Below are 22942 nucleotides of genomic sequence, written 5' to 3'. Positions count from 1 at the left end.
TTTTGAAACGACAGGGGCGTTTTTGTTTTTTGAAACGACAGGGACGTTTTTTGTTTTAAAAAAATTAAAAATAAAAAAAATCTCACTGTAAAGATTATACATAAGAATGCATAGAAATACATTCTGAATTATCAAAAAACTAGCTTTCTTCACTTTTTGTGTTAAAATGCATTATATTGAATAAATATGAGTGCATAAATTTCAAATAGAGACTAATGAGAGAGTTGGGGGATAACGAATGTTTAAAAAGACGCATGTGCTGCTTACACTGGTGCTGCTGCTCGTTTTCAGTCTGGCGGGAAATGTGCTGCCAGGCCAGCATAAAGCAGCAGCAAAGGAGAAACATAACAAAACGTTAGTCATGGGAACATCGGCTGACTATGCGCCATATGAGTATATTGATACGGCCAAGGGCAATAAAATTATCGGCTTTGATATCGATGTGGCCAGACATATTGCGGACAAGCTTGGCTATAATCTTGAAATCAAGGATATGGACTTTAATGGTCTTGTCCCTGCTTTGGATGCAAAGCGGGTTGATTTCGTTATGGCGGGAATGACGCCAAATGCTGAAAGAAAACAAAAAGTCGATTTTTCCGATACCTATTATAAAGCGAAACAGCTGATTGTAACCGACGATCCGAAAATCAAAAAGATTGAGGACCTCAAAGGAAAAGCCATTGGTGTGCAGCTGGGTTCCATACAGGAAAAAGAAGCGAAAAAAATCGCGGACAAAGTGGACAATGTATCCATTGAAAAAAGAAATAAAGTACCGGATCTTGTACAGGAAATTATGTCCAAACGTTTTAATGCGGCCGTTATTGAAGATGGAGTGGCCATTGAATATTTGAACAAAAACCCGGATCTCAGTTCGTTTGTCATCCCGGGTTCCGCTTCTGCAGGTTCGGCGGTAGCCTTCCAAAAAGGCAGTGGCCTGACAGAGAAGTTCAACAAAGAAATTGCATCCATGAAGAAAAATGGAGAGCTCGACCAATACGCGAAGAAATGGTTTGAACCGAAAACAGAAAAAAAGGCAGAAAAAAAGTCGATCGTCGATTTTTCAACCATCATGCCTTCCATTCCATACATCTTAAAGGGGATTCTGACCACTCTGAAATTTGTGGTCGTGTCCATTCTGTTAGGGTTTGTACTGGGAACTATCCTTGCGCTGTTTAAAATCAGCAAGGTAAAGGTTCTCCGCTGGGGAGCTGACGCTTATACATCGATTTTCCGGGGTACACCTCTTATTCTTCAGCTTTTGATTATTTATAATGCCACGCCTCAGCTGACGGGTTATAAAATCGAACCGTTCCTGGCCGGTGTGCTGACTTTTGGCTTGAATTCCGCAGCCTATGTTTCGGAAATTATCCGTGCAGGAATTAACGGAGTGGACAAAGGACAGCGGGAGGCTTCCATGGCACTCGGTGTTTCATACGGTTCCATGATGCGCCAGATCATTTTGCCGCAGGCATTAAAAAATATATTGCCGGCACTGATGAACGAATTTATTACACTGACAAAAGAATCCGCCATCATTGCCGTAATTGGTACGACGGATATTATGAGGCGTGCCCAAATTGTAGGTGCAGACACTTATCGTTACTTTGAACCGCTGATTACAGCTGGTATCATATATTATCTCATGGTGATGACATTAACGGTTCTTGGACGCATGCTTGAAAGGAGAATGAGCCGCGGTGATTAAAATAGAAAACCTGCATAAAACATTTGGAAAAAATGAAGTTCTAAAAGGCATTTCGACCGAAATCGCACAGGGGGAAGTCGTGGCTGTGATCGGGCCTTCAGGGTCCGGTAAATCTACCTTCCTCCGCTGCATCAACATGCTGGAGGAACCGACAGAAGGAAAAGTATGGTTCAAGGACCAGGAGGTCACAACCCAGGCGTCCAAAATCCAGCAGGTGCGCAAGAAGATCGGTATGGTTTTTCAGCATTTTCACCTGTTTCCGCACATGACCGTTCTTGAAAATCTGGCATATGCACCTGTTACAGTGAACAAGACACCAAAGCGCGAAGCAGAGGCCGCGGCCAGAGAATTGCTGAAAAGAGTGGGACTTGAGGACAAAGAAGGAGAATATCCGGGCAGGCTTTCCGGCGGCCAGAAACAGCGTGTGGCCATTGCCCGGGCGCTGGCCATGAACCCGGAAGTGATGCTTTTTGATGAACCTACTTCTGCACTTGATCCTGAAATGGTAAAAGAAGTTCTTGATGTCATGAAATCACTTGCACAAAGCGGAATGACCATGGCGATCGTGACCCATGAAATGGGCTTTGCAAAAGAAGTCGCAGACCGGGTATTGTTTCTTGATGACGGTATTCTTGTGGAAGATGCGAAACCGGCCGAATTTTTTGCTCAGCCAAAAAGTGAACGAGCACAAGCATTTCTTGAAAAAGTTCTATAAGAGACCTTGCGGGGTCTCTTCTTTTTTAGGCTTGGAAGAAACTTGCGCTTTTTTTGTTTGTCCTGCAAGATAATAAGTATTGTATAAAGGAAAATGCAAGAAAGGAAGACAGCTATGCCCGCCATTAAAGTCGGCTACAGAACAATAAAAACAGCAATTGGAACGGCAGTTGCGATCGGAATCGCTCAATGGCTGGGCCTTGAGTTTTACAGCTCGGCCGGAATTCTGACGATTCTGTGTGTCAAAGTAACCCAGAAGCGTTCCCTTATCACTTCCTGGGAGCGTTTTGCGGCCTGTCTCATCGGCATTGTCTTCGCGGCCGTTTTTTTCACCGTACTTGGTTACCATCCCTGGAGCATCGGTCTATTGATTCTGCTGTTTATTCCCGTACTGGTTGCTTTGAATTTAAAAGAAGGCATCATTACAAGCTCGGTTATCATCCTTCATCTGTATACCCTTGAATATATCAGCTGGAAGGCGGCCGGCAATGAAGTGGCCCTGATTACCATCGGAATCGGTATGGCGCTTCTGGTCAATCTCTATATGCCGAGCATGGAGACTTCACTTAAAAAAATTCAAAGGGAACTGGAAGATCAGTTTAAAGCCATCTTTCTTGAGTTTCGTGCCTATCTATATGATCACGAGCATTTGTGGGACGGAAAAGAGATCACGAGGTCAGCAGAGCTGATTGATGAAGGAAAAGATCTGGCGTTCCGCGATGTTGAGAACCATACCGTGCGTTATGAGAATGAGTACTATCATTATTTCAAAATGAGGGAAAAGCAACTGGAGCTGATTGAAAGGATGATCCCCATCCTGTCATCCATTGACGAGCGGTATATACAGGGCTATATTCTCGGTGATTTCTTCGGAGAACTTAGTGAGGCCGTCCATCCCGGAAATACAGCGGTGATTTACCTGGACAGCATTGAAAAGATGAGAAAAAAATTCCGTGAGATGGATTTGCCGAAAGACCGGGCAGAATTTGAAACCCGATCTAAGCTGATTCACCTTCTAAATGAAATCGAACGCTACCTTCTCATCAAAAAAACGTTTAAGAAAAGCGATATATAGCTAAAAAAAAATAAGCCGGAAAGGCTTATTTTTTTATCTCTTATTAAAAAAATGCGCTGATTCCGGTCAGCAAGGTTGTCAGCAGCAAGGATGCCAGCATGATAAAAACAACGGTCTTAATCACTTTTTGAGACATACCAACCCTCCTTATTCATTGTTATTGTACAAGGAATTGAGTCATGTCTCAAGAATTCCTGCGATTTCTCTTTAATTTGAGAAAAAAGAAGGAAAAAGCGTTTTCAAAAAGAAAGTAATGAATAGGTAAGAAAATGTCGAATGATAGGTGACAGGAGGCAGCCATATGATAAAACATCAAGAGCAAGTGAAAAAGTGGAAGCTGGCCACAGAGAAAAGCATGCAGCGGTTTCCGGAGAGAAAGGAACGATTCGAGACCAGTTCCAAATTTGAAGTCAGCCGTTTATATGGTGCTGACCGGGAAGACTATGATATAGAGAAACTCGGCCTTCCGGGCGAATATCCTTATACACGGGGCATACAGCCAACTATGTACCGGGCACGCTACTGGACCATGAGGCAGTATGCGGGGTTCGGATCAGCCGAAGAGACGAACAAACGGTTTCGCTACCTTTTGAAGCAGGGGCAAACCGGGCTTTCCGTTGCTTTTGATCTGCCGACACAGATTGGCTACGATTCTGACCATTCCATGTCTAAAGGGGAAGTGGGAAAAGTAGGAGTCGCTATCGATTCGCTGGAAGATATGGAAGCGCTTTTACGAGAGATTCCCCTGGATCAGGTAAGCACATCGATGACGATTAATGCCCCTGCATCCGTACTTCTTGCCATGTATATTGTGGTAGCTGAAAAACAGGGCATCTCGCCGGAAAAGATATCCGGAACCATTCAAAATGATATTTTAAAAGAATATATTGCAAGAGGAACCTATATTTTTCCTCCCAAGCCTTCCATGAGGCTGATTACTGATATTTTTGCCTATTGCAAAGAACAGGTGCCAAAATGGAATACAATCAGCATTTCAGGCTATCATATCCGGGAAGCTGGAGCGAATGCAGTCCAGGAGCTTGCTTTTACCATTGCCAATGGCAAAGCTTATGTGGATGCTGCGATTGAAGCAGGTTTAAATATTGATGATTTTGCACCGAGACTGGCATTTTTCTTCAATGCCCATAATCAATTTTTCGAAGAAGTCGCCAAATTCCGTGCTGCCAGGAGAATATGGGCCAAGTTGATGAAAGATACATACGGCGCCCAAAATCCTAAAAGCTGGCAGCTGCGCTTTCATACCCAGACGGGGGGATCAACCTTAACCGCACAGCAGCCGGACAATAATATTGTCAGGGTGACTCTGCAGGCACTGGCTGCAGTTATGGGAGGAACACAGAGTTTGCACACCAACTCAAGGGATGAGGCCCTGGCGCTTCCTACCGAAGATTCTGCCAGAATTGCGCTTAGAACACAGCAAATCATCGCACATGAAAGCGGAGTAGCAGACACGGTAGACCCTCTGGCCGGTTCGTATTATGTGGAACACTTGACGGACCATATGGAAGAAGAGGTTGGAAAATATCTTGAGAAAATTGAATCCCTTGGCGGAGCGGTGGCAGCCGTTGAGCAAGGATATATGCAGCGGGAGATTCATCATACAGCCTACGAAACCCAAAAGGCGATTGAAAAAGGGGAAGAAATCATTGTTGGGATGAATTCGTTCACCCTTGAAAATGAAGTAAGGCCGGAGCTGTTAAGGGTGGATCCAACCCTGGGCGAAAAACAGAAGGAAAAACTGACAAAGCTGCGGAATACCAGGGATCAGAACCGAGCGAGCGCTCGGTTGGAGGCGTTGCGGCAAGGCGCAAAGGGGACTGAAAACCTGATGCCGCTTATTGTGGACTGTGTACGTGATTATTGCACGATTGGAGAAATTTGCGGCATTCTTCGGGAAGAGTTTGGAGAGTACGCGGGAGTATAGACAGACAGGAGTGGATGAACAATGAACAAGAAGATACGTGTGCTGGTTGCCAAACCTGGCCTTGACGGGCATGACAGGGGAGCACTGGTTATTTCTCAGGCCCTTCGTGATTATGGCATGGAGGTTATCTATACAGGACTTCGCCAGACGCCGCAGCAAATCGTGGCGGCGGCCGTGCAGGAGGATGTGGATGCCATCGGCTTATCATGTCTTTCAGGTGCACATAACGAACTGTTTCCGGAAGTGATGGCCCTTTTAAAAGAACGCGGAGCTGATGATATCATCGTCATTGCCGGCGGGGTAATTCCATGGGAAGATATCCCGTTTCTTGAATCGGCAGGCGTTCAAAAAATATTTACACCGGGCACACCCACCATTGAAACGGCAAAGTTTATTGAGGCAGCTGTTCGTGCCCGTGACGGTCTTCCCGCTTCAACAGGCATGGAAGCTCCGAAAAAGATCGATCATATCGGCATAGCCGTTGAATCCTTGGATGAAGTACTTCCGTTTTACGTGAATACCCTCGGTTTAAAGCTCGAAGCCATTGAAGAAGTGCCTTCTCAAAAGGTAAAGGTGGCTTTTATTAAAATTGGCGAAAGCCGCCTTGAACTGCTTGAACCATTAAGTGATGAGAGTCCGATCCGTCAGTTCATCACAAAAAGGGGGCAGGGGGTTCATCATGTTGCCCTCGGTGTCGAAGGAATTTCAGAGCGGATCGGAGAGCTTAAACAGGCAGGCATCAAAATGATTCAGGAAGAACCGGTGAAAGGGGCCGGCGGTGCTTCTATCGCATTTATTCATCCTTCTTCCACACACAAGGTGCTGTTGGAGCTGTGTGATAAAACGGAACTTGAAGGAGGCGCTTCTTAAAATGGATATGTACGATAAAATGGATGAGCTGTATGACAGAAAACGTGAAATCGAGCTTGGCGGCGGAGACGATAAAATCGACAAGCAGCATGAACGGGGAAAATTAACGGCGAGAGAAAGAATTGACCTGCTGCTGGATGAAGGCAGCTTCATTGAACTGAATCCCTTCATTGAACACCGCTGTACTGATTTTGGCCTGGAAAATATGAAAGCCCCTGGTGAAGGTGTGGTTACGGGTTATGGAAAGATTCATGGCCGTCCGGTTTATCTGTTTGCTCAGGATTTCACTGTTTTTGGCGGTGCGCTTGGCGAAATGCATGCTCATAAAATTGCCAATGTAATGGACCTTGCAGCCAAGAGCGGCACACCGTTCATTGGATTAAATGATTCGGGCGGGGCACGGATCCAGGAAGGGGTCGTATCGCTCGATGGCTATGGACAAATTTTCTACCGAAACTCCATCTACTCGGGAGTTATTCCCCAAATATCGGTGATCCTTGGACCGTGTGCAGGAGGAGCGGTTTATTCACCGGCAATCACGGATTTTGTATTTATGGTGGAAAAGACAAGCCAGATGTTCATTACGGGGCCAAAAGTAATTGAGACGGTGACAGGGGAAAAAATCTCTTCTGAGGATCTAGGAGGAGCAAAAGTTCACAGCTCAAAAAGCGGAAATGCTCATTTTATGGGCGAAACAGAGGCGGAGGTCCTTGAACAGGTAAGGGATTTGGTGGAACTGCTTCCCCAGAATAATAAGGAAAAGTCCCAAATCAAGGAAGGGAATCCGCAAGCAAGCGATGATCTTCCTGATATTGCCGAAGTGGTACCTGTTGATGCAACCAAACCATACGATGTACGAAAAGTAATCGAGCAAGTGGTAGATGAGGAAACATTTTTGGAGGTTCACGCCCATTTTGCGAGAAATATAGTCGTCGGTTTTGCAAGGATCAAGGGAGAAGTGGTAGGATTAGTATGTAATCAGCCAAAAGTGATGGCAGGAGGTCTTGATATTGATTCTTCGGATAAAGCCTCACGCTTTATTCGGTTTTGTGATTCTTTCAATATTGCAATCATCACCTTTGAGGACGTCACGGGATTTTTTCCAGGAATTAAACAGGAGCACGGCGGAATCATAAGACACGGAGCGAAAATTCTTTATGCGTATTCCGAGGCTACTGTTCCGAAAATTACCGTAATCACCCGCAAGGCATACGGTGGCGCTTATGTGGCTTTAAACAGCAAATCGATCGGAGCCGATCTGGTTTTCGCCTGGCCGAATGCAGAAATCGCCGTAATGGGTCCCCAGGGGGCTGCCAATATTATTTTTGCAAAAGAAATTGAACAGAGCGAGAATCCCGAAGCGACCAGGCAGGCTAAAATTGATGAATACCGCACGAAGTTTGCCAATCCGTATGTAGCAGCCGCAAGAGGCATGGTTGACGATGTGATTGACCCTCGTGATACAAGGATCAAGTGCATCCAGGCTCTTGAAATGCTGCGCACAAAGCAGGAGGAACGGCCCTGGAAGAAACATGGCAATATCCCGTTATAATGGAGGAAAGACATAATGGTAAATGAACAGCGATTGCTTGATGAATTTTTGGAATTGGTTCAGATCGATTCCGAGACAAAATTTGAAAAAGAGATTTCCAAAGTTTTAACCAAAAAATTCACGGATTTAGGTGTTGAAGTTTATGAGGATGACGCGGAATCAACAACCGAACATGGAGCAGGCAATCTGATCTGTACGCTGAAGGGAAATAAAGAGGGAATTGATCCGATCTATTTCACTTCACACATGGATACAGTAGTGCCGGGTGTAGGCGTCAAGCCTTCTGTTAAAGATGGCTATGTTGTAACGGACGGAACCACCATCCTTGGTGCGGATGACAAAGCCGGACTTTCCGCAATGCTTGAAGCCGTAAAAATATTAAAAGAACAAAATATTAAGCACGGTGATATTCAGTTCATTATTACTGTAGGCGAGGAATCTGGCCTCGTCGGAGCAAAAGAACTTGATCCCGCAAAGCTGACCGCCAAATTCGGTTTTGCGCTTGACAGTGACGGCAAGGTGGGTGACATCATTGTTGCCGCTCCTACCCAGGCCAAACTGATCGTTGATATTTACGGAAAAACCGCTCATGCGGGTGTGGCACCGGAAAAAGGTGTTTCTGCGATCACCATTGCAGCCAAGGCGGTTTCGAAAATGCCTCTGGGCCGCATTGATGAAGAAACAACGGCTAATATCGGGCGTTTTGAAGGTGGAACGCAAACTAACATTGTATGCGACCATGTTGCGATCCTTGCAGAGGCGCGTTCTCTCATCGCGGAAAAAATGGAGCAGCAGGTTGCGAAGATGAAAGAAGCGTTTGAAGCGACTGCGAAGAGCCTTGGCGGCCGTGCTGATGTTGCAGTAAAAGTCATGTACCCGGGGTTTAAATTCGGAGACGGCGACCATGTCGTGGAAGTGGCTAAAAAAGCGGCAACACGGGTTAACCGGCCGCACCGCCTGTTGCAAAGCGGTGGTGGAAGCGATGCGAACGTAATCGCAGGACATGGCATTCCAACCGTGAATCTGGCAGTGGGCTATGAGGATATTCACACCAAAAATGAAAAGATGCCAATTGAAGAACTGGTAAAAACAGCAGAAATCGTCGTTGCAGTTATTCAAGAGGTTGCAGGAGAATAATACAAAGGGCCAGCCATCAAATTGCGTTGGCCCTCTTTTTTTTAATGGAGGAGTTTTAAGTTTGAATTGACAGGAGTCTCAGCTGTTAGTATATTTGGTGGTAGTTTAACATGGAAATATTTTCTTAAATTGGATAAAAAGCCGGAGGGATAGGATGAGTGAAGTTGCGGACTTGCATATGATGATGAATTATGTGCGTGGAGTCTATAAAGTGTTGGAGGAAGATTGGCAAAAATCTGCCAAAGCTATTGGCCTGACCCAAGCGGAGCAGCATATTTTATGGATTGTTTCCTTTGAAAAAGAAGCTACCATTTCGCGTATAGCCCAGCTGGGTTTATGGGATGTTTCTACCGTCATGCAGGTGATCAAACGATTAAAGGAAAAAGGTCTGGTGAAGATGCTGAAAAAGGATCATGACCGGCGAATTTCGTATGTGAGCCTTACAGAAGAAGGAGCGAAAAAACAACAAATGTCCTCTGAGGGCAAGAATTCAATTTATGAATACTTACGGACATGGAGCCAGGAGGAAGACAGGGCGGAGTTTCTTCTTCAACTGGAGGGGCTGCATAAAGAAATAAATCGGCATTTCCATGGCTCGGATTACGTGGAGTGGGTGGAAGCAACCGGAAGGCAGCTGAGAGATGAGGTGAAGACAAGGTAAATGTACCTTGTCTTTTTTGACGGTTTTAAGTCACAGCGGCTTTTGCCTTTTATTCTCGTTTCTCTTTTCATATAATAATGAAGGAATCCATGAAAAGGAGAGGGAAGAACATGGATCGTTCAACGCATAAGCGCAGATTTATCCTGCATGTGGACATGAATAGTTTTTATGCTTCTGTGGAAAGCATGATGGATCCTGCATTAAAAGGCAAGCCGCTTGCTATTGCAGGAAACCCTGAAGAACGGAGGGGAATCGTCGTCACATGCAGCTATGAGGCGAGGAAGTTCGGCGTAAAAACCACCATGACCCTGTGGCAGGCAAAAAAACTGTGTCCTTCCCTGATCGTACGAAGGCCAGATTTTCAAAAATACAGAATGATGTCGAACAGAATGTTTCAGCTTTTAAGGGAGTATACCGATCTCGTGGAGCCTGTATCCATTGACGAAGGTTATTTGGATGTGACAGCTTCATCCATGAACCCTGTTGAAATGGCAGGTGAAATACAAAACAGGATTTTTCATGAACTTGGATTACCCTGCAGTATAGGGATTGCACCCAATAAGTTTCTCGCTAAAATGGCGTCCGACATGAAAAAGCCGATGGGAATTACGGTGTTAAGAAAAAGGGAAATGGGTACAATCCTTTGGCCGATGGGCGTGGGTGAGATGCATGGCATTGGGAAAGCAACAGAAGAAAAGTTAAAAGCTTTTAACATTCATACCATTGGCGACCTGGCAAAAGAAGATGCGTACAGCCTGAAGCACCGGTTTGGCATCAATGGAATAAAGATGTGGGAGCGTGCCAATGGCATTGATGACCGGCCTGTGAATCCTGAGCGGGCTTCGGAATTTCAGTCAGTTGGAAATTCCACCACACTCGCTGAAGACCTGGACCATGAGCCAGAAATTAAAAGTGTCTTTGAAAGCCTTGCCGAATCCGTTGAACGCAGGATGAAGCAAAAGAAAGCAGTAGGCCAAAATCTGCAGATTGTCATTCGGTACTCAGACAGAAAAACGGTGACGAGGAGCAAATCCCTTGAAAACCCATTTCATGACCGGGACATTATCCTTGAAACGGCGTGGAATTTATTTAAAAAGCATTGGAACGGTGAACCCGTCCGGCTTCTTGGCATTACAGCGGCGGATGTGATTCCACGGGAGAATGCCTATAAACAGATGGATCTTTTTACGTTCGAACAGGAAAAAAAGCAGGCAGATGTGAACCGCCTGGTCAGTGACCTTCAAAAAAAGTTTGGGCAGCAATCCATTATCAGAGGAAAATGGAAGGCAGGTCCGTCATAACCTTTATAGATGGAAGTTTTTTTATCCCGGGTGGTGTATATTTTGCATAAAATCATTATGTTGAAGCTCTTGGTTGGGATGGTTGGATTAGCGGCTCTTTTTGTTCTGCTTGCCCTTGCGTATAGCAGCACGAAAGTGGAAAACATGGATCACCTGATTATTTCGGCATTGACCGCCTATCAGCCTGGCGAATTAACCCGGCTGTTTATCTGGATTACAAACAGTGCGGCAAAAGCAAATGAGTGGCTCTCATTGCTGATTTTTTCTGTTTTTTTTATTATCTGGCGCCGCAAGTGGCTGGAACCTGCAGTTTTAATGATTAGTTTGTTTACTATCCGCTATGGCAATTTTTTTCTGAAAGACGTTTACGAAAGGAAGCGGCCATCCGTTCATCAGCTTGTAGAGATTGGCGGATACAGCTTTCCCAGTGGACACGCCATGATTTCAGCAGGATTTTTTGGATTGCTTTTTTATTTTTTGGCCCACCACATCAATCAGACCTGGGCGAAGCGCCTGGTGGCGGTCCTTGGATCTCTGTATATTATGCTTGTAGGCATTAGCCGTATTTACCTTGGTGTGCATTACCCGAGCGATGTGGCGGCTGGCTTTTTGGCTGGAGGCTGTATGCTTTTACTTTTTATTGTGATTTACCAGCTGGCGGTGTTTATTTTATGGCATGAAAGGAAGAGCTAAAGATATGGAACTTCATTTTTTGGGCACGGGAGCCGGAATGCCATCGAAAGAAAGAAATGTGTCATCCGTGGCGCTGAAATTTCTTCAACGAAGCGGAGAGGTTTGGCTTTTTGACTGCGGAGAGGCTACGCAGCATCAAATTCTGTATACTTCGGCCATTAAGCCGCGTAAAATCACTAAAATTTTCATTACTCATCTTCATGGAGACCACATTTTTGGGCTTCCGGGCCTGCTCGGCAGCCGGTCGTTTCAAAGTGGTGAAGAGAGTCTGCTTACAGTTTATGGCCCTCCTGGAATCAAAGAGTACCTGGAAACCTGTTTGAAGGTGAGCTCAACCTACCTTACCTATCCCTTTGAAGTGGTTGAAATTACGGAAGGACTGATTTGTGAGGATAACGGGCGCCGCGTATACAGCAGCCTGCTAGATCACGTGATTCCCTGTTATGGGTACCGGATGGAAGAATCCCCACAGCCAGGGAAACTGAAGGCGGAGCTGCTTCAAAAAAGCGGTTTGTCCCCCGGGCCCCTGTATCAGGAGCTGAAAATGGGCAAGGATGTGACGCTCACTGACGGAACCGTTCTCAAAAGCAATGATTTTCTTTCTGCACCCATTCCGGGAAGAGTTATAACGATTCTGGGGGATACGAAAGCTTGCGACAATGCCGTGAAGCTCGGGAAAGATGCTACTGTGCTTGTGCACGAAGCGACTTTCTTGCATGAATTGGCTGAGCAGGCGGCTGAATTTGGCCATTCTTCTGCAAAAATTGCCGCACTCACTGCCAGGGAGGCAAATGCTTCCGCATTGATTATTAATCATATCAGTTCCAGGTATCACAAAGAACAGAAACAGCTGTTGCTCAAGGAAGCGCGGGAGGTATTTCCCCATACATCCATCGCAGACGACTTTTCCGTATTCCCGGTGGAAAAGCTCCTGGCAGCAGACATGGATAAGTAAGCGAAGAGAAGTGACCACTTTTGGGATCACTTCTCCTGGATTGTTTTTTATAGCGTTTTTTTATAGGGGATATCTCCATTGCGGACGGCAAGTGCCAGATCGGGCAGGTCCGTTATGACCGCATCCACTTCATATTGGAAGAAGTAATAAAGCCATTTCTCTTTATTGACGGTATAGGGCCTCACCGAGATATTATGCCTGCGCAATCCTTCCAGAATGGGGGGATGCAGGCTTTTAAAGGGAGGGTGCACGCTCCAGGCACCAAGCTGGTTTGCATAATTCCACGGTTTATACAGATTGGATGTATAAAGGGGAGCGATATCAATGGAAGGATCCATGCCTCTTAACAAAACAAGGCTGTAATGATTGAAAGAGGAATAAATGGTCCGTTCTTTCATGCCATATGCATTCACAAGGTTGTATACTTTTTGTTCCAAATCCTCGTAATGCACCTTGTTGTTCTTCAATTCAATATTAAGCAAAAGAGGGGTTGTGCGGATCCATTGAAGAAATTCCTCAAGTGTCGGAATTCTTTCGTATTGAAATTCTGAAGAAAACCAACTGCCCGCATCCAGCTGTTTAATTTCTTGGAGGCTGAAATTTTTCACATACCCTTTTCCGTTGGTAGTCCGTTTTACCGTTTCGTCATGGATGACAACCGGGATGCCGTCTTTCGTCAAGTGAACATCAATTTCCAGGCCTTCTGCCCCTAATTCCAACGCTTTTATGTAGGACGCCATGGTGTTCTCCGGGCATACTTTGCTCGCGCCCCGGTGTCCATAGATTTTTGTCATATCTGGAAAACTCCTTTCTGTCCTATACATTACCAGAACGTCCGGGGAATAAACCGCCTGCTGCAAAGAAAAAAAGCCTCCTGCGGGAGGCTTGGTCAGGTTGCATTCGCCGAAGACCGGTGTTCAATGCTCATATCATTTTTTACAATCCATTTTATAAAATCTTTTTCCTTTTTTGTTAATGGCCGGGTGAGGAACTGCTGAAATTCTTTAAACAACAGATTGTACCGCTTGACTTCTTCTTGATCAAGCATATTATACCTCCCGTTGCTGACGTTTGGTCTTTTATTATAAAATGAAATAACAGAATTGTCAAACTATTCCTTGGCTTGATGACCGGGTGTATATTTTGCCAAGTTCTTCTGATCGTTCGGCCGCCCGTTTGACGCACTGCTCAATTGCATTTTTAACCTGGAAATGGTCGAGCATCTGAATGCCAGCTTCTGTTGTGCCTCCCGGACTGGTTACTTTTTGGCGAAGCTGTTTGGGATGATCACCGCTTATCTTCACCATGTGTGCTGCCCCGAGAAGCGTTTGGGCGATCAGGTCTCTTGCTTCCTCCTCGCTGATATCCATGGAAGAGGCCGCCTGCTGCATGGCTTCTACCAGATAGTATACATACGCGGGGCCACTGCCCGATAAACCGGTCACTGCATGCAGGCTTTCTTCCCGAAGGCAGGTTGTTGTGCCGATACAGCTGAATAATTCTTCGGCCAGCTGCATGTGCTTAACTTCGGCAAATTTTCCGCCGGCAATGCCGGTTGCCGAATATCCGATGGCTGCAGAAGTATTGGGCATAGCCCGGATTACAGGAACCGGGGCATCCAGAAGGGAAGAAATCAGATCTGTTGATATACCCGCGAGAACGGAGATGAGGATATGGTCCGCATGAACTGCTTTGTTTATTAACCGCAGGGCCTGTTCTGCATCTTTTGGTTTCATTGCCAGAATGAGAATATCAGCCTGGTGTATTGCCTCACTTGCTGATTTAGAAATGGTAACTTTATAGTTTTCCTTAAGCTCCTCGAGCCTTTTGGCGTTGATCCGGTTGGTTACGATAATATTTTCCGGGGCAGCCCAGTTTTTGGCAACCATTCCCGAAATCATAGCTTCAGCCATCGCGCCTGCTCCGATAAAGGCAATTTTTTTATTCATGGCTATCCCTCCAATTAGGTAAACTAAAACGCACTCCTTCATCCTATAAAAGGACGGAGGAGTGCGATCCGCGGTACCACCTTAATTGGCTTGATTACAAAGCCCAGCTTGTAGCCTGTATCGAAGGCATACGATCAGGTTCATTCCCTGATGGCTCGGGGGATAGGTTCGTTCATCGCGCGCTTGCAGAATCTTTCAGCCGGTGGATTCCGCTCTCTATCAGCCGCTTTATGAAGTACTAGTCCCTTTCAACGCCGTTTCAACGTTTAGTTATTAAAAGATATTATGCAATGGACAGCTCCAGTATGTCAAGGCTATTCCAATACTTTTTGGAATTTTCATTTTTTTCAAGAGTGAAAGTTTTGATATACTTATTATATTATGCAACGTAAGGAGGTCAGGTGCATCCTTGAAAGAGAAAATTATGGCCATCGAGCTTCCTACCCCTTTTCTGGTAGGAAATGTAAATGTGTATCTTATAGCGGGAGAGAAGCTGACCCTCGTTGACTGCGGCCCGAGAACCCCCGGGGCCTGGTCGGTTTTCCGGGAAAAGCTTCAGGGTTCAGGAGTTTCCGTAAACGATATTAAACAAATTATTTTTACTCATTATCATCCCGATCATGTTGGATTGTATGCGTATTTTGATTCTCCGGCTCCAGTTCTGGCAAGCAAGGAACAGATTCCATATCTCTGCCAGGACCCGCAATATTTTTTACATAGAAATCAATTTTACGAGTCGTTTTATAAAAAATCAGGAATGCCCAGAGAAGCTTCCGAGCTGGAGAAGGAAAAGCAGGAGCGATATCTCGGGTTTTCTGCTGCTGTTCATTCCGACATATTAGTATCAGAGGGGAAAGAAATTCCAGGGTTGCCAGGTTGGGGGATGATCAAAACCCCCGGACATTCGCCCGACCATCTCTCTCTGTTTCATGAGGAAAGCGGAACAATGATCGGAGGGGACTTTCTCCTTCAGCGTGTTTCATCCAATGCGCTTATAGAGCCGCCAGAGCCTGGAGAAATGGACCGGCCAAGACCTCTATTGCAGTACCGGGAATCCCTGCGAAAAGCTGCTGTTCTCCCGATCAGGCGGGTCCTGCCGGGCCATGGAGATGATATCACCAACTGCCGGGGGCTGATCCGGGAAAGGCTGAAGGAACAGAACAACAGAGCAGAAGTGCTTCGAACGCTGCTTGCGGGAAAAATGACCGCCTATGAACTCAGCCGGCAGCTGTTCCCGCGGATGTATAAAAAAGAGCCTGGGCTCACATTATCAGAAACAGTAGGGCATCTTGACCTGCTTGAGGCAGAGGGAAAAGTAAAAATCGAGCAAATTCAGGGTGTTGAATATTACAGGAAAGCAGAATAGGAGTTAATATCATGAACCAGGTAAGAGATAAAGTGATTGTGATTACAGGAGCATCCGGCGGTCTGGGTGCCCAGGTGGCGTCAGATGCTGCCCGCATGGGTGCGCAGCTTGTACTGATTGCCCGCAATAAAGAGAAGCTTGAACAGATTAAGGAGAAAATAAAAGCGGGAGGAAACGGTGAGCCTATCATTCATCAACTGGATGTAGGGAATATTGATGACGTCAGGAGAGTGTTTCACAAAATCACTTCTGATTTACAGGTTGATGTGCTTATTAACAATGCCGGCTTTGGGATTTTTGATTATTTCGTCGATGCCGACCTTAGAGACCTCTCAGGCATGATGCAGACGAATGTGATCGGGCTTATGGCCTGCACGCAGGCCGTACTGCCGCAAATGGTTCGGCGGGGGTCCGGGCATATCATTAACATCGCTTCCCAGGCGGGGAAAATTTCTACCCCCAAATCCAGTGGTTATGCGGCTTCCAAACATGCTGTTCTTGGTTTTTCAAATGGATTGCGGATGGAAATTGCAGAAAGCGGGATACATGTGACCACCGTAAATCCCGGTCCGATTGAAACCAATTTTTTTTCAATTGCCGATAAATCCGGATCGTATGAAGCAAACATTAAAAAGTGGATGCTGTCGCCGGAATATGTCTCGAAAAAAATTCTTTCTGCTGTGGGACAACCGGTCCGGGAAATTAATCTTCCTTCCTGGATGAATGCCGGAAGCAAACTGTATCAAATTTTCCCAAGGCTTGTTGAAAAATTGGGAGGCGACGCTTTTAAACAGAAATAAATCATAATATTATTATGTCAACTAAATGTTTTGCTTGGTGAATGATCTTTTCTTATCATTTACGCGGATTTTCTAATTTCCATACCTTCTCAACAAAAGGTAAAAAGTCTTAATTTATTAGGTCTTAAGTACCGATTGTGGTTTGTCCTGGCCGAAACCGGGGTATATCTAGTACAGGCTATTGACCGCAACAATAGAAAGAGGGGTAACGACAATGAATAAAAAAGTTTTATTTATTTCAGATCATGGGGATCCGCTTGCAAAACTCGGTGGAAAGCAAGCCGGAGGACAAAATAATTATGTATACCACCTGGCCCTGGCAATGGAAAACAGGGGATGGGATGTTGATGTTATAACCCATTGGTGTGATAAAGATGCCCCGCAGACAGAGAATTTTGGGAAACGTGCCAAAGTCATCCGCATTCAGGCCGGGCTTAAAGGATTTGTATCAAAAAATGAAATGTTTCAAATCTTGCCGGCATTTTTTAAAGAAATTGAAGAGGTTGCACCTCTTGACCAATATGACATTATTCATACTCACTACTGGCTATCCGGAATTCTGGGACGCCAGCTCCGAAGAAAATACAACATACCGTTTGTTCATACATCACATTCCCTTGGCGCTGCAAAAGAACGGGCAACAGGAGAAAGGGATGAGCGCAGATTTCAGTATGAACGAACCATTCTCCGTTCCGCCAATCGTGTGATTGCCACCACCAACAGCGAAAAAAGCCTGATTCATGAAGTGGCTAAGCAGCCAGCGCCTGTAGATGTTATTCCAATAGGTGTATCTCCTACCTTCTATCCATATAACCAGCGATCGGCTACCAAACAAAAGCTTGACGTCCACGGACCTTTGGTTTTTTATGCAGGGCGGCTCGAAGAAACAAAAGGCGTTGAAACTCTGCTTCAAGCTTTCAGGTATTTAATTCAATGGGGAGATGTACCATCAGACACCAAACTGGTTCTTGCCGGCGGACAAAAGGAAGAGATTGGCGATGACCAGCTTCCGGTACCCGAGAAACAGCGCTCATGGGTAAAAGGAATTGAACGTTATGTCCGTTTTGTCGGACCAAAAAGCCAGGAAGAACTGGCCGACTACTTTAATGCGGCGAACGTGGCGGTTGTGCCGTCCTATTATGAATCGTTCGGCATGGTGGCAGCAGAAGCTCAAGCCTGCGGATGTCCGGTAATTGCGTCACGTGTCGGCGGACTGCAAAACGTGGTGGTTGAAGGAGAAACCGGGTTACTTGTTACACCAAAAGACCCGCAGGATCTGGCTTTGACCCTTGAAATCATATTAAACAACGATATTATTGCACAAAGGCTTGGCAAACAGGCGTCCTCTCTTGCAGAACGCGATTACCGCTGGCCAAATGTGGCGGCGAGAGTCGAGCAGGTTTATGAGGAGGTTCTGGAAGGTGAAACAAAAAAACGTTACACATCTTTTAGCTACTGATCTTGATGGAACCCTGGTAGGAGAACAGGAACTGACTTCTGCTCTGTTTAAATATTACGGGGAGCGAACCTATGGGGTTGAGCTGGTATATGTGACCGGACGCCACCATGATTCGACGATGGAATTGATCAAGGTGGAAAATCTTCCAATGCCTTCCATTCTTATTTCCGATGTCGGGACGGAAATGTATGATTTTGACGACCCGGAGCTTCATGAACGATGGAAAAAAACGTTGGAGGAACAGTGGAGACCTGAGGAAATTTCCAGAATTGCCGACCAGTGCAGCGGGCTTACGCCTCAATCCATACCCTCCTCTCACCGGCTTTCCTACTTTGCCGAAGATGAGGCAGCGTTTGAAGAAGTAAAACAAAAGCTCGAAGAAAACGGAGTGCCGCACAAGCTGATTTTCAGCTCGGGCAGAGATGTCGACATTCTTCCGCCAAACGCAGGCAAGGGGGAAGCTCTTTCCTTCCTTCTTCATGAAAAGGGCTGGGAGAATGCCAATATTCTTATTGCCGGTGACTCCGGAAATGACCGTGATATGATTACGATGGACTATCCTGCCGTTGTGGTGGGAAATTGCCAGGATGAACTGAAAATGCTTCCTGAACATCCCCTTATTTTCCGGGCAGAAAATCACTGTGCCGGCGGAATCAGGGAAGCGTGGGAACATTTTTTTGAAAAGAAAACAGTGGAAAGCAATGGTTAAAGCAACCCCTCTCTTAAAGGCAAGAGAGGGTTTTTTTATTGTTCAATCACAAAGTTGGAACGAAGAACCGGAAGCACCCTGAAAAAATTTCCATTGAGAACAGAACATATATTCGGTTAAAATGGGTATACATAATAAAGAGAACGAACGTTTGCATTTTGAAGGAGTGAGGAAGTTGATCGATTATTCCAAGGTTCAAAATCGTTCAATTTTGTGCATGGACATGAAGAGTTTTTATGCCAGCTGTGCGGCTGTGCGTTTGGGGCTGGATCCGCTGGAGTGTTATCTTGCCGTCGTCGGAAACACCGAAAGGCAGGGGAGTGTGGTCCTGGCTGCTTCTCCCAGCTTGAAAAGGGATTTTGGCATAAGGACCGGAAACCGGCTTTTTGAGATTCCCAAAGACAGCAGGATTCATATTGTGGACGCCCAAATGTCCTTTTTTTTAAAGCGCTCCATGGAGATTACGCGTCTGCTTAGCCGGTTCGTCCCCAAGGAAGCGATTCATACGTACAGTGTGGACGAAAGCTTCATACAGGCGGATGGGACCGAACGCTTATGGGGAGGACCAGTGGAGCTGGCATCGGCCATCCGCACCGCCATCAAGGAAGAGTTTGGGCTTCCCTGTGCAATCGGCATCGGCCCCAATATGCTGATGGCTAAACTCTGCCTCGATCTTGAAGCAAAAAAACGCGGGGTGGCCACGTGGACGTATGAGGATATCCCGGAAAAATTATGGACGCTTACGCCTCTAAGCAAGATGTGGGGCATTGGCTCACGGGTGGAACGGACGCTGAACTTGATGGGAATCACGACCGTGGGGGACCTGGCTCACTATCCTCTGGCGCTTCTTGAAAAAAAGTTTGGCATTATGGGCAATCAGCTGTACTATCATGCCTGGGGTGTGGACCTCTCAGAGGTGGGAGCACCCATTATGCAGGGGCAGATCAGCTATGGAAAAAGCCAGATTCTCCTGCGGGATTACTCGGATTCGAAGGAAGTCAGGCATGTGATCCTCGAAATGTGCGAAGAGGTGGCAAGAAGGGCCCGGACGGCCAAAAAAGCGGGAAGAACGGTCAGCCTTGGAATCGGCTACAGCAAGGAGGAATGGGGCGGAGGGTTTTACCGCTCGAAAACCATTGCAGAACCTACCAATATTACGATGGAAATCTATGATGTCTGCCTGGAGTTATTTGATACATTTTATGAAGGGAAGACCGTCCGGAAAATTTCCATTTGCCTTTCCAATGTGTGCGATGACAATGAGACTCAGTTAAGCATCTTTACGCTGGAGCATCCAAAGAAACGAAAACTCGGCTATGTCATGGATGATATCCGCAAAAAATACGGATCAACTGCTCTTCTTCGGGCCGTCTCCTATACGAGCGGAGGAACAGCTCTGCACCGGAGTACTCTCCTGGGCGGTCATAAGGCATAGAGAAAGGAGGACGTCTTCAACATGATTAAAGACCGGGGAAGCCTTAAATGGACTTCCATGATGCTGCCTGAGCATGTGAAGCAATTAAGGGAATGGGAGCAGGAAGATACAGGCGCAGCTGATGAAGGCCATGAATGGGATGAGCAGCTGATGGAGGAGATGAACCGGCAGATCCTTTTTGCGATGGAAGAGGCAGCCCGGGTGGAAATTAATTGCCGGAGCGGCGCTTTTGCCGGGAAACAAGTGAGGGGATGCATCTATTATTACGATCCATACCGCCGCATGCTCAGAATGGTGGATGACGAAGGAGGAAGACAGGACGTTTTCCTGCAGGCGGTCGCTGACATTACCCTTTTATAAAAATAAAATGGAAAAACTGCCCCTAATGTCAGTGGGGCAGTTTTTTTATGGGCTTTATTCCGCTTGTTCAAACAGCTCGGATTGCAACAACTGATCCTGCAGAATGGCTAAATCTGCCGTGCTTGTTATTTCAATCTCCTGCCCCGGCTGGATGGATAAGGCGATCAGTCCGAGAAGGCTTTTGCCATCAGCTGTCTTATCTCCTTTTTTTACATACACAGACTCCTCAAAACGGCCGGTAAATTGCACAAACTGGCCGGCATTTCTGGCATAGATGGGTTTTTTAGCAATGACTTTCAAAGCGTCTCTCTCCCTCTGAAATCTTCTTTTTTATACAGCTTATGAAGGAGTAAAGAGGAAATGTCATAAATATAATGAAAATAAAAGTGACTTCTATCGGAAAGTAATGGAAAATATAAAGGTATGACAGAAGAGAGGAGAAACACGCATTGATTCGCAACAAAAGAAACTGGATGAAACTTTTAATAATCGCCCTGGGCGCGATTCTGCTATTGTATATCAATCACAACTATTTAAACTTAACACCTGAAGTGTTTCGGGAGTGGATTCTTTCCTGGGGCGTCTGGGCACCGATTGTTTTTATTGTGCTGTACGGTCTGAGGCCATTTGTACTGTTCCCGTCCTCCGTTTTTGCGATTACGAGCGGATTGGCCTTCGGGCTTTATTACGGATGCCTCTATACCTACATCGGGTCGCTTTCCGGCGGTTTAATGACCTATCTCGCGGTCAGGTGGATTGGAAAAAAGGCGATGAAAAAAGAATGGAATGGCAAGTATCAGAAGGTGCAGGAGGGGATCAAAGAGAAAGGCTTTATTTATGTGCTGATTCTCCGGTTACTGCCAATCCTGAATTACGACCTTGTCAGCTATCTGACCGCAGCGGCAAATGTGAAGTTCAGAGATTATGCGGCAGCAACAGCCATAGGTATTATACCCGGAACGCTGGCGTATACCTATATCGGATCTTCAGTAGCGCATACCGGCATGAAGGAAATCTTAATCTCTTCGATTATCCTGATCATTTTAATTGTCCTGCCGGTGCTTACAAGAAAAAGGTGGCAAAAAAAGCTCGGACTTTAGGCAGACACAAAGAAAGAAGCGCTGACATCATTCAGCGCTTCTTTTATGCAGTAGCCTGTGAAGGAGTAAGCTGTTGGAGCAGCTGCCGGATCGCGGAGTCTGCATCAGGACCTTCTGTAATAAGAAGAAAGGATTCATCCTTGCGAAGCATCATAAAAAAAGTTACCAGGCAGGATAATTTTTTTGCTTGAAGGGTAATACCGTTTTTACAAAGAAAAACGTTGGATTGATAGGAACGTGATATATTGACGAAATCCGTTATCATTTGAATGGTAAATTTAGAAGCATCCTGTGTCATGGAGACCGTTTTTGAACAAATTTTTTTCATGTATGTATCCTCCTGAGTGGATTCAGTAATAGTCGACTTAAAATCTATCTACCCCTTGCCGAAGCCGTTTAAACCAAAGAGATTGAAATTGGCGGGAAAGGGAATAAAGAGGAGGAGAAGACAGGAGAGGAGAATGAATGTTGTGTTTGAAATGATTTTTCATTTTTTACGAGAGCTGGGAGCTGCAGGCCTGTTCATCGGAACGGCACTGGAAGCCTCCTCCGTTCCCTTTCCCGGAGCGCTGGTTATATTAATCTATGGGTTTCTGCTGAAGCCGGGGCTGATAGGGACGGTGCTGCTGGCATTGGCCGTAAGCGCTGTTTATACATTATTCAGTTATGTTCCGTACATGATCGGCTATAAGCTCGAAAGCAAAATGAGAGAAAAGTTTGACGAGAAAAAGGTAGAGAAGACTAAAAGGGTGTTCAAGAAATACGGGGAGTGGAGCATTGCACTTTCACGCCCGTTCGGCATAGGAAACTATGTCTCATATGCGGCCGGAATGAGCAAGGTCAACCGTTGGAAGTTTGGCGGATTAACCTTTATCGGTGTTTTCCCCCTGGCGATTGCCATGCTGTTTTTGGGAAGGCTGGGTGAAATAAAAACCGTCAACTCCGTACTCGAAGCCTCACAGACTTATATTCTGATTGGCGTGGGTGTCCTTCTTCTTTGTTTCCTGCTCTATAAGTTTGTGTACAAAAACCGGAAACGAAGGGCTGCCGGCTAATCGCTCCCTTACCAGCTGATATGTTCTAAATTACAAAAAAACGGGGCTGTCCAATAAGTCCCTAAAATGAAAGCAGGACGGAAAAACGATAAGTTTTTCCT

At 45.8% G+C, this 22942-nt stretch carries 25 protein-coding genes; 19 read left to right on the top strand and 6 right to left on the bottom strand.

Translation table 11 applies throughout. The features are described 5' to 3' along the window. Positions 1–238: 238 nt before the first annotated feature. From QYB97_RS12195 to QYB97_RS12185, 3 genes are all read left to right on the top strand, one after another. Positions 239–1705, top strand: a complete 1467-nt coding sequence (locus tag QYB97_RS12195; RefSeq protein ID WP_301166289.1) for an ABC transporter substrate-binding protein/permease — start codon at positions 239–241, stop codon at positions 1703–1705. After that, positions 1698–2420, top strand: coding sequence for an amino acid ABC transporter ATP-binding protein (locus QYB97_RS12190; RefSeq protein ID WP_301166288.1), 723 nt, complete (start codon positions 1698–1700; stop codon positions 2418–2420). Before QYB97_RS12195 ends, QYB97_RS12190 begins: the two co-directional genes overlap by 8 nt. A gap of 114 nt (positions 2421–2534) precedes the next feature. After that, positions 2535–3494: an aromatic acid exporter family protein gene (locus QYB97_RS12185; RefSeq protein ID WP_301166287.1), complete on the top strand. Its 960-nt coding sequence runs from the start codon at positions 2535–2537 to the stop codon at positions 3492–3494. A gap of 43 nt (positions 3495–3537) precedes the next feature. Here QYB97_RS12185 and prli42 read toward each other — a convergent pair whose 3' ends face one another. Then, entirely contained in the window at positions 3538–3630 is a 93-nt protein-coding gene (prli42, locus tag QYB97_RS12180) for a stressosome-associated protein Prli42 (RefSeq protein ID WP_170834287.1), read from the bottom strand. A 219-nt stretch (positions 3631–3849) separates the two neighbouring features. On the opposite strand from prli42, the gene QYB97_RS12175 reads away from it, so the two are divergent. From QYB97_RS12175 to rnz, 8 genes are all read left to right on the top strand, one after another. Next, a complete protein-coding gene (locus QYB97_RS12175) occupies positions 3850–5439 on the top strand; it encodes an acyl-CoA mutase large subunit family protein (protein ID WP_425589802.1) in 1590 nt (529 codons plus the stop codon). A gap of 21 nt (positions 5440–5460) precedes the next feature. Beyond that, complete coding sequence (gene mce, locus QYB97_RS12170; RefSeq protein ID WP_301166285.1) at positions 5461–6309, top strand: methylmalonyl-CoA epimerase; 849 nt, start codon at positions 5461–5463, stop codon at positions 6307–6309. A gap of 1 nt (position 6310) precedes the next feature. Further along, the gene (locus QYB97_RS12165; RefSeq protein WP_301166284.1) at positions 6311–7861 is read left to right on the top strand and encodes an acyl-CoA carboxylase subunit beta; all 1551 of its coding nucleotides are present in this window, start codon (positions 6311–6313) and stop codon (positions 7859–7861) included. Between the two features lie 15 nt (positions 7862–7876). Continuing rightward, entirely contained in the window at positions 7877–8998 is a 1122-nt protein-coding gene (locus tag QYB97_RS12160; protein ID WP_301166283.1) for a M20/M25/M40 family metallo-hydrolase, read from the top strand. 154 nt (positions 8999–9152) lie between these two features. Beyond that, entirely contained in the window at positions 9153–9659 is a 507-nt protein-coding gene (locus QYB97_RS12155; protein ID WP_301166282.1) for a winged helix DNA-binding protein, read from the top strand. 110 nt (positions 9660–9769) lie between these two features. Continuing rightward, positions 9770–10960, top strand: a complete 1191-nt coding sequence (locus QYB97_RS12150; RefSeq protein ID WP_301166281.1) for a DNA polymerase IV — start codon at positions 9770–9772, stop codon at positions 10958–10960. A 42-nt stretch (positions 10961–11002) separates the two neighbouring features. After that, entirely contained in the window at positions 11003–11653 is a 651-nt protein-coding gene (locus tag QYB97_RS12145) for a phosphatase PAP2 family protein (protein ID WP_301166280.1), read from the top strand. Positions 11654–11657: 4 nt separating this feature from the next. Beyond that, on the top strand, positions 11658–12608 hold the full coding sequence (gene rnz, locus QYB97_RS12140) for a ribonuclease Z (protein ID WP_301166279.1): 951 nt from the start codon (positions 11658–11660) through the stop codon (positions 12606–12608). A gap of 47 nt (positions 12609–12655) precedes the next feature. Here the strand turns inward: rnz and QYB97_RS12135 are convergent, their stop codons facing one another. The 3 genes from QYB97_RS12135 to proC all read right to left on the bottom strand — a co-directional run bounded on the left by QYB97_RS12135 (position 12656) and on the right by proC (position 14557). Then, positions 12656–13402, bottom strand: a complete 747-nt coding sequence (locus QYB97_RS12135) for a glycerophosphodiester phosphodiesterase (protein ID WP_301166278.1) — start codon at positions 13400–13402, stop codon at positions 12656–12658. Between the two features lie 95 nt (positions 13403–13497). Next, positions 13498–13656: a hypothetical protein gene (locus tag QYB97_RS12130; RefSeq protein WP_156412564.1), complete on the bottom strand. Its 159-nt coding sequence runs from the start codon at positions 13654–13656 to the stop codon at positions 13498–13500. Positions 13657–13714: 58 nt separating this feature from the next. Beyond that, complete coding sequence (gene proC / locus QYB97_RS12125; RefSeq protein WP_301166277.1) at positions 13715–14557, bottom strand: pyrroline-5-carboxylate reductase; 843 nt, start codon at positions 14555–14557, stop codon at positions 13715–13717. A gap of 409 nt (positions 14558–14966) precedes the next feature. On the opposite strand from proC, the gene QYB97_RS12120 reads away from it, so the two are divergent. From QYB97_RS12120 to QYB97_RS12095, 6 genes are all read left to right on the top strand, one after another. Further along, positions 14967–15923 carry an MBL fold metallo-hydrolase gene (locus tag QYB97_RS12120; RefSeq protein ID WP_301166276.1) on the top strand — a complete coding sequence of 319 codons (957 nt, stop codon included), beginning with the start codon at positions 14967–14969 and terminating at the stop codon, positions 15921–15923. A gap of 11 nt (positions 15924–15934) precedes the next feature. Next, a complete protein-coding gene (locus QYB97_RS12115) occupies positions 15935–16723 on the top strand; it encodes an SDR family NAD(P)-dependent oxidoreductase (protein WP_301166275.1) in 789 nt (262 codons plus the stop codon). 214 nt (positions 16724–16937) lie between these two features. Then, a complete protein-coding gene (locus QYB97_RS12110) occupies positions 16938–18182 on the top strand; it encodes a glycosyltransferase (protein ID WP_301166274.1) in 1245 nt (414 codons plus the stop codon). After that, positions 18145–18891 carry an HAD-IIB family hydrolase gene (locus QYB97_RS12105; RefSeq protein WP_301166273.1) on the top strand — a complete coding sequence of 249 codons (747 nt, stop codon included), beginning with the start codon at positions 18145–18147 and terminating at the stop codon, positions 18889–18891. Before QYB97_RS12110 ends, QYB97_RS12105 begins: the two co-directional genes overlap by 38 nt. A gap of 175 nt (positions 18892–19066) precedes the next feature. After that, entirely contained in the window at positions 19067–20326 is a 1260-nt protein-coding gene (locus QYB97_RS12100) for a Y-family DNA polymerase (RefSeq protein ID WP_301166272.1), read from the top strand. 21 nt (positions 20327–20347) lie between these two features. Next, positions 20348–20686 (top strand): YolD-like family protein, encoded by a 339-nt coding sequence (locus QYB97_RS12095; RefSeq protein ID WP_301166271.1) that lies wholly within the window; start codon positions 20348–20350, stop codon positions 20684–20686. Positions 20687–20740: 54 nt separating this feature from the next. Here QYB97_RS12095 and QYB97_RS12090 read toward each other — a convergent pair whose 3' ends face one another. Continuing rightward, a complete protein-coding gene (locus tag QYB97_RS12090) occupies positions 20741–20986 on the bottom strand; it encodes an HPr family phosphocarrier protein (protein ID WP_301166270.1) in 246 nt (81 codons plus the stop codon). A gap of 149 nt (positions 20987–21135) precedes the next feature. Here QYB97_RS12090 and QYB97_RS12085 point away from each other — a divergent pair, with 149 nt between their 5' ends. Beyond that, positions 21136–21786, top strand: coding sequence for a TVP38/TMEM64 family protein (locus tag QYB97_RS12085; protein ID WP_301166269.1), 651 nt, complete (start codon positions 21136–21138; stop codon positions 21784–21786). Between the two features lie 43 nt (positions 21787–21829). Here the strand turns inward: QYB97_RS12085 and QYB97_RS12080 are convergent, their stop codons facing one another. Further along, positions 21830–22114, bottom strand: a complete 285-nt coding sequence (locus QYB97_RS12080) for an HPr family phosphocarrier protein (RefSeq protein WP_301166268.1) — start codon at positions 22112–22114, stop codon at positions 21830–21832. 133 nt (positions 22115–22247) lie between these two features. On the opposite strand from QYB97_RS12080, the gene QYB97_RS12075 reads away from it, so the two are divergent. Beyond that, positions 22248–22841 carry a DedA family protein gene (locus QYB97_RS12075; protein WP_301166267.1) on the top strand — a complete coding sequence of 198 codons (594 nt, stop codon included), beginning with the start codon at positions 22248–22250 and terminating at the stop codon, positions 22839–22841. Positions 22842–22942: the final 101 nt, after the last annotated feature.

The sequence above is a fragment of the Fictibacillus fluitans genome, assembly GCF_030418125.1.
Classification (GTDB): Bacteria; Bacillota; Bacilli; order Bacillales; family Fictibacillaceae; genus Fictibacillus_C; species Fictibacillus_C fluitans.
Note: the sequence above shows the minus strand (reverse complement) of the source record. Positions and strands in the feature narration are given on the sequence as shown.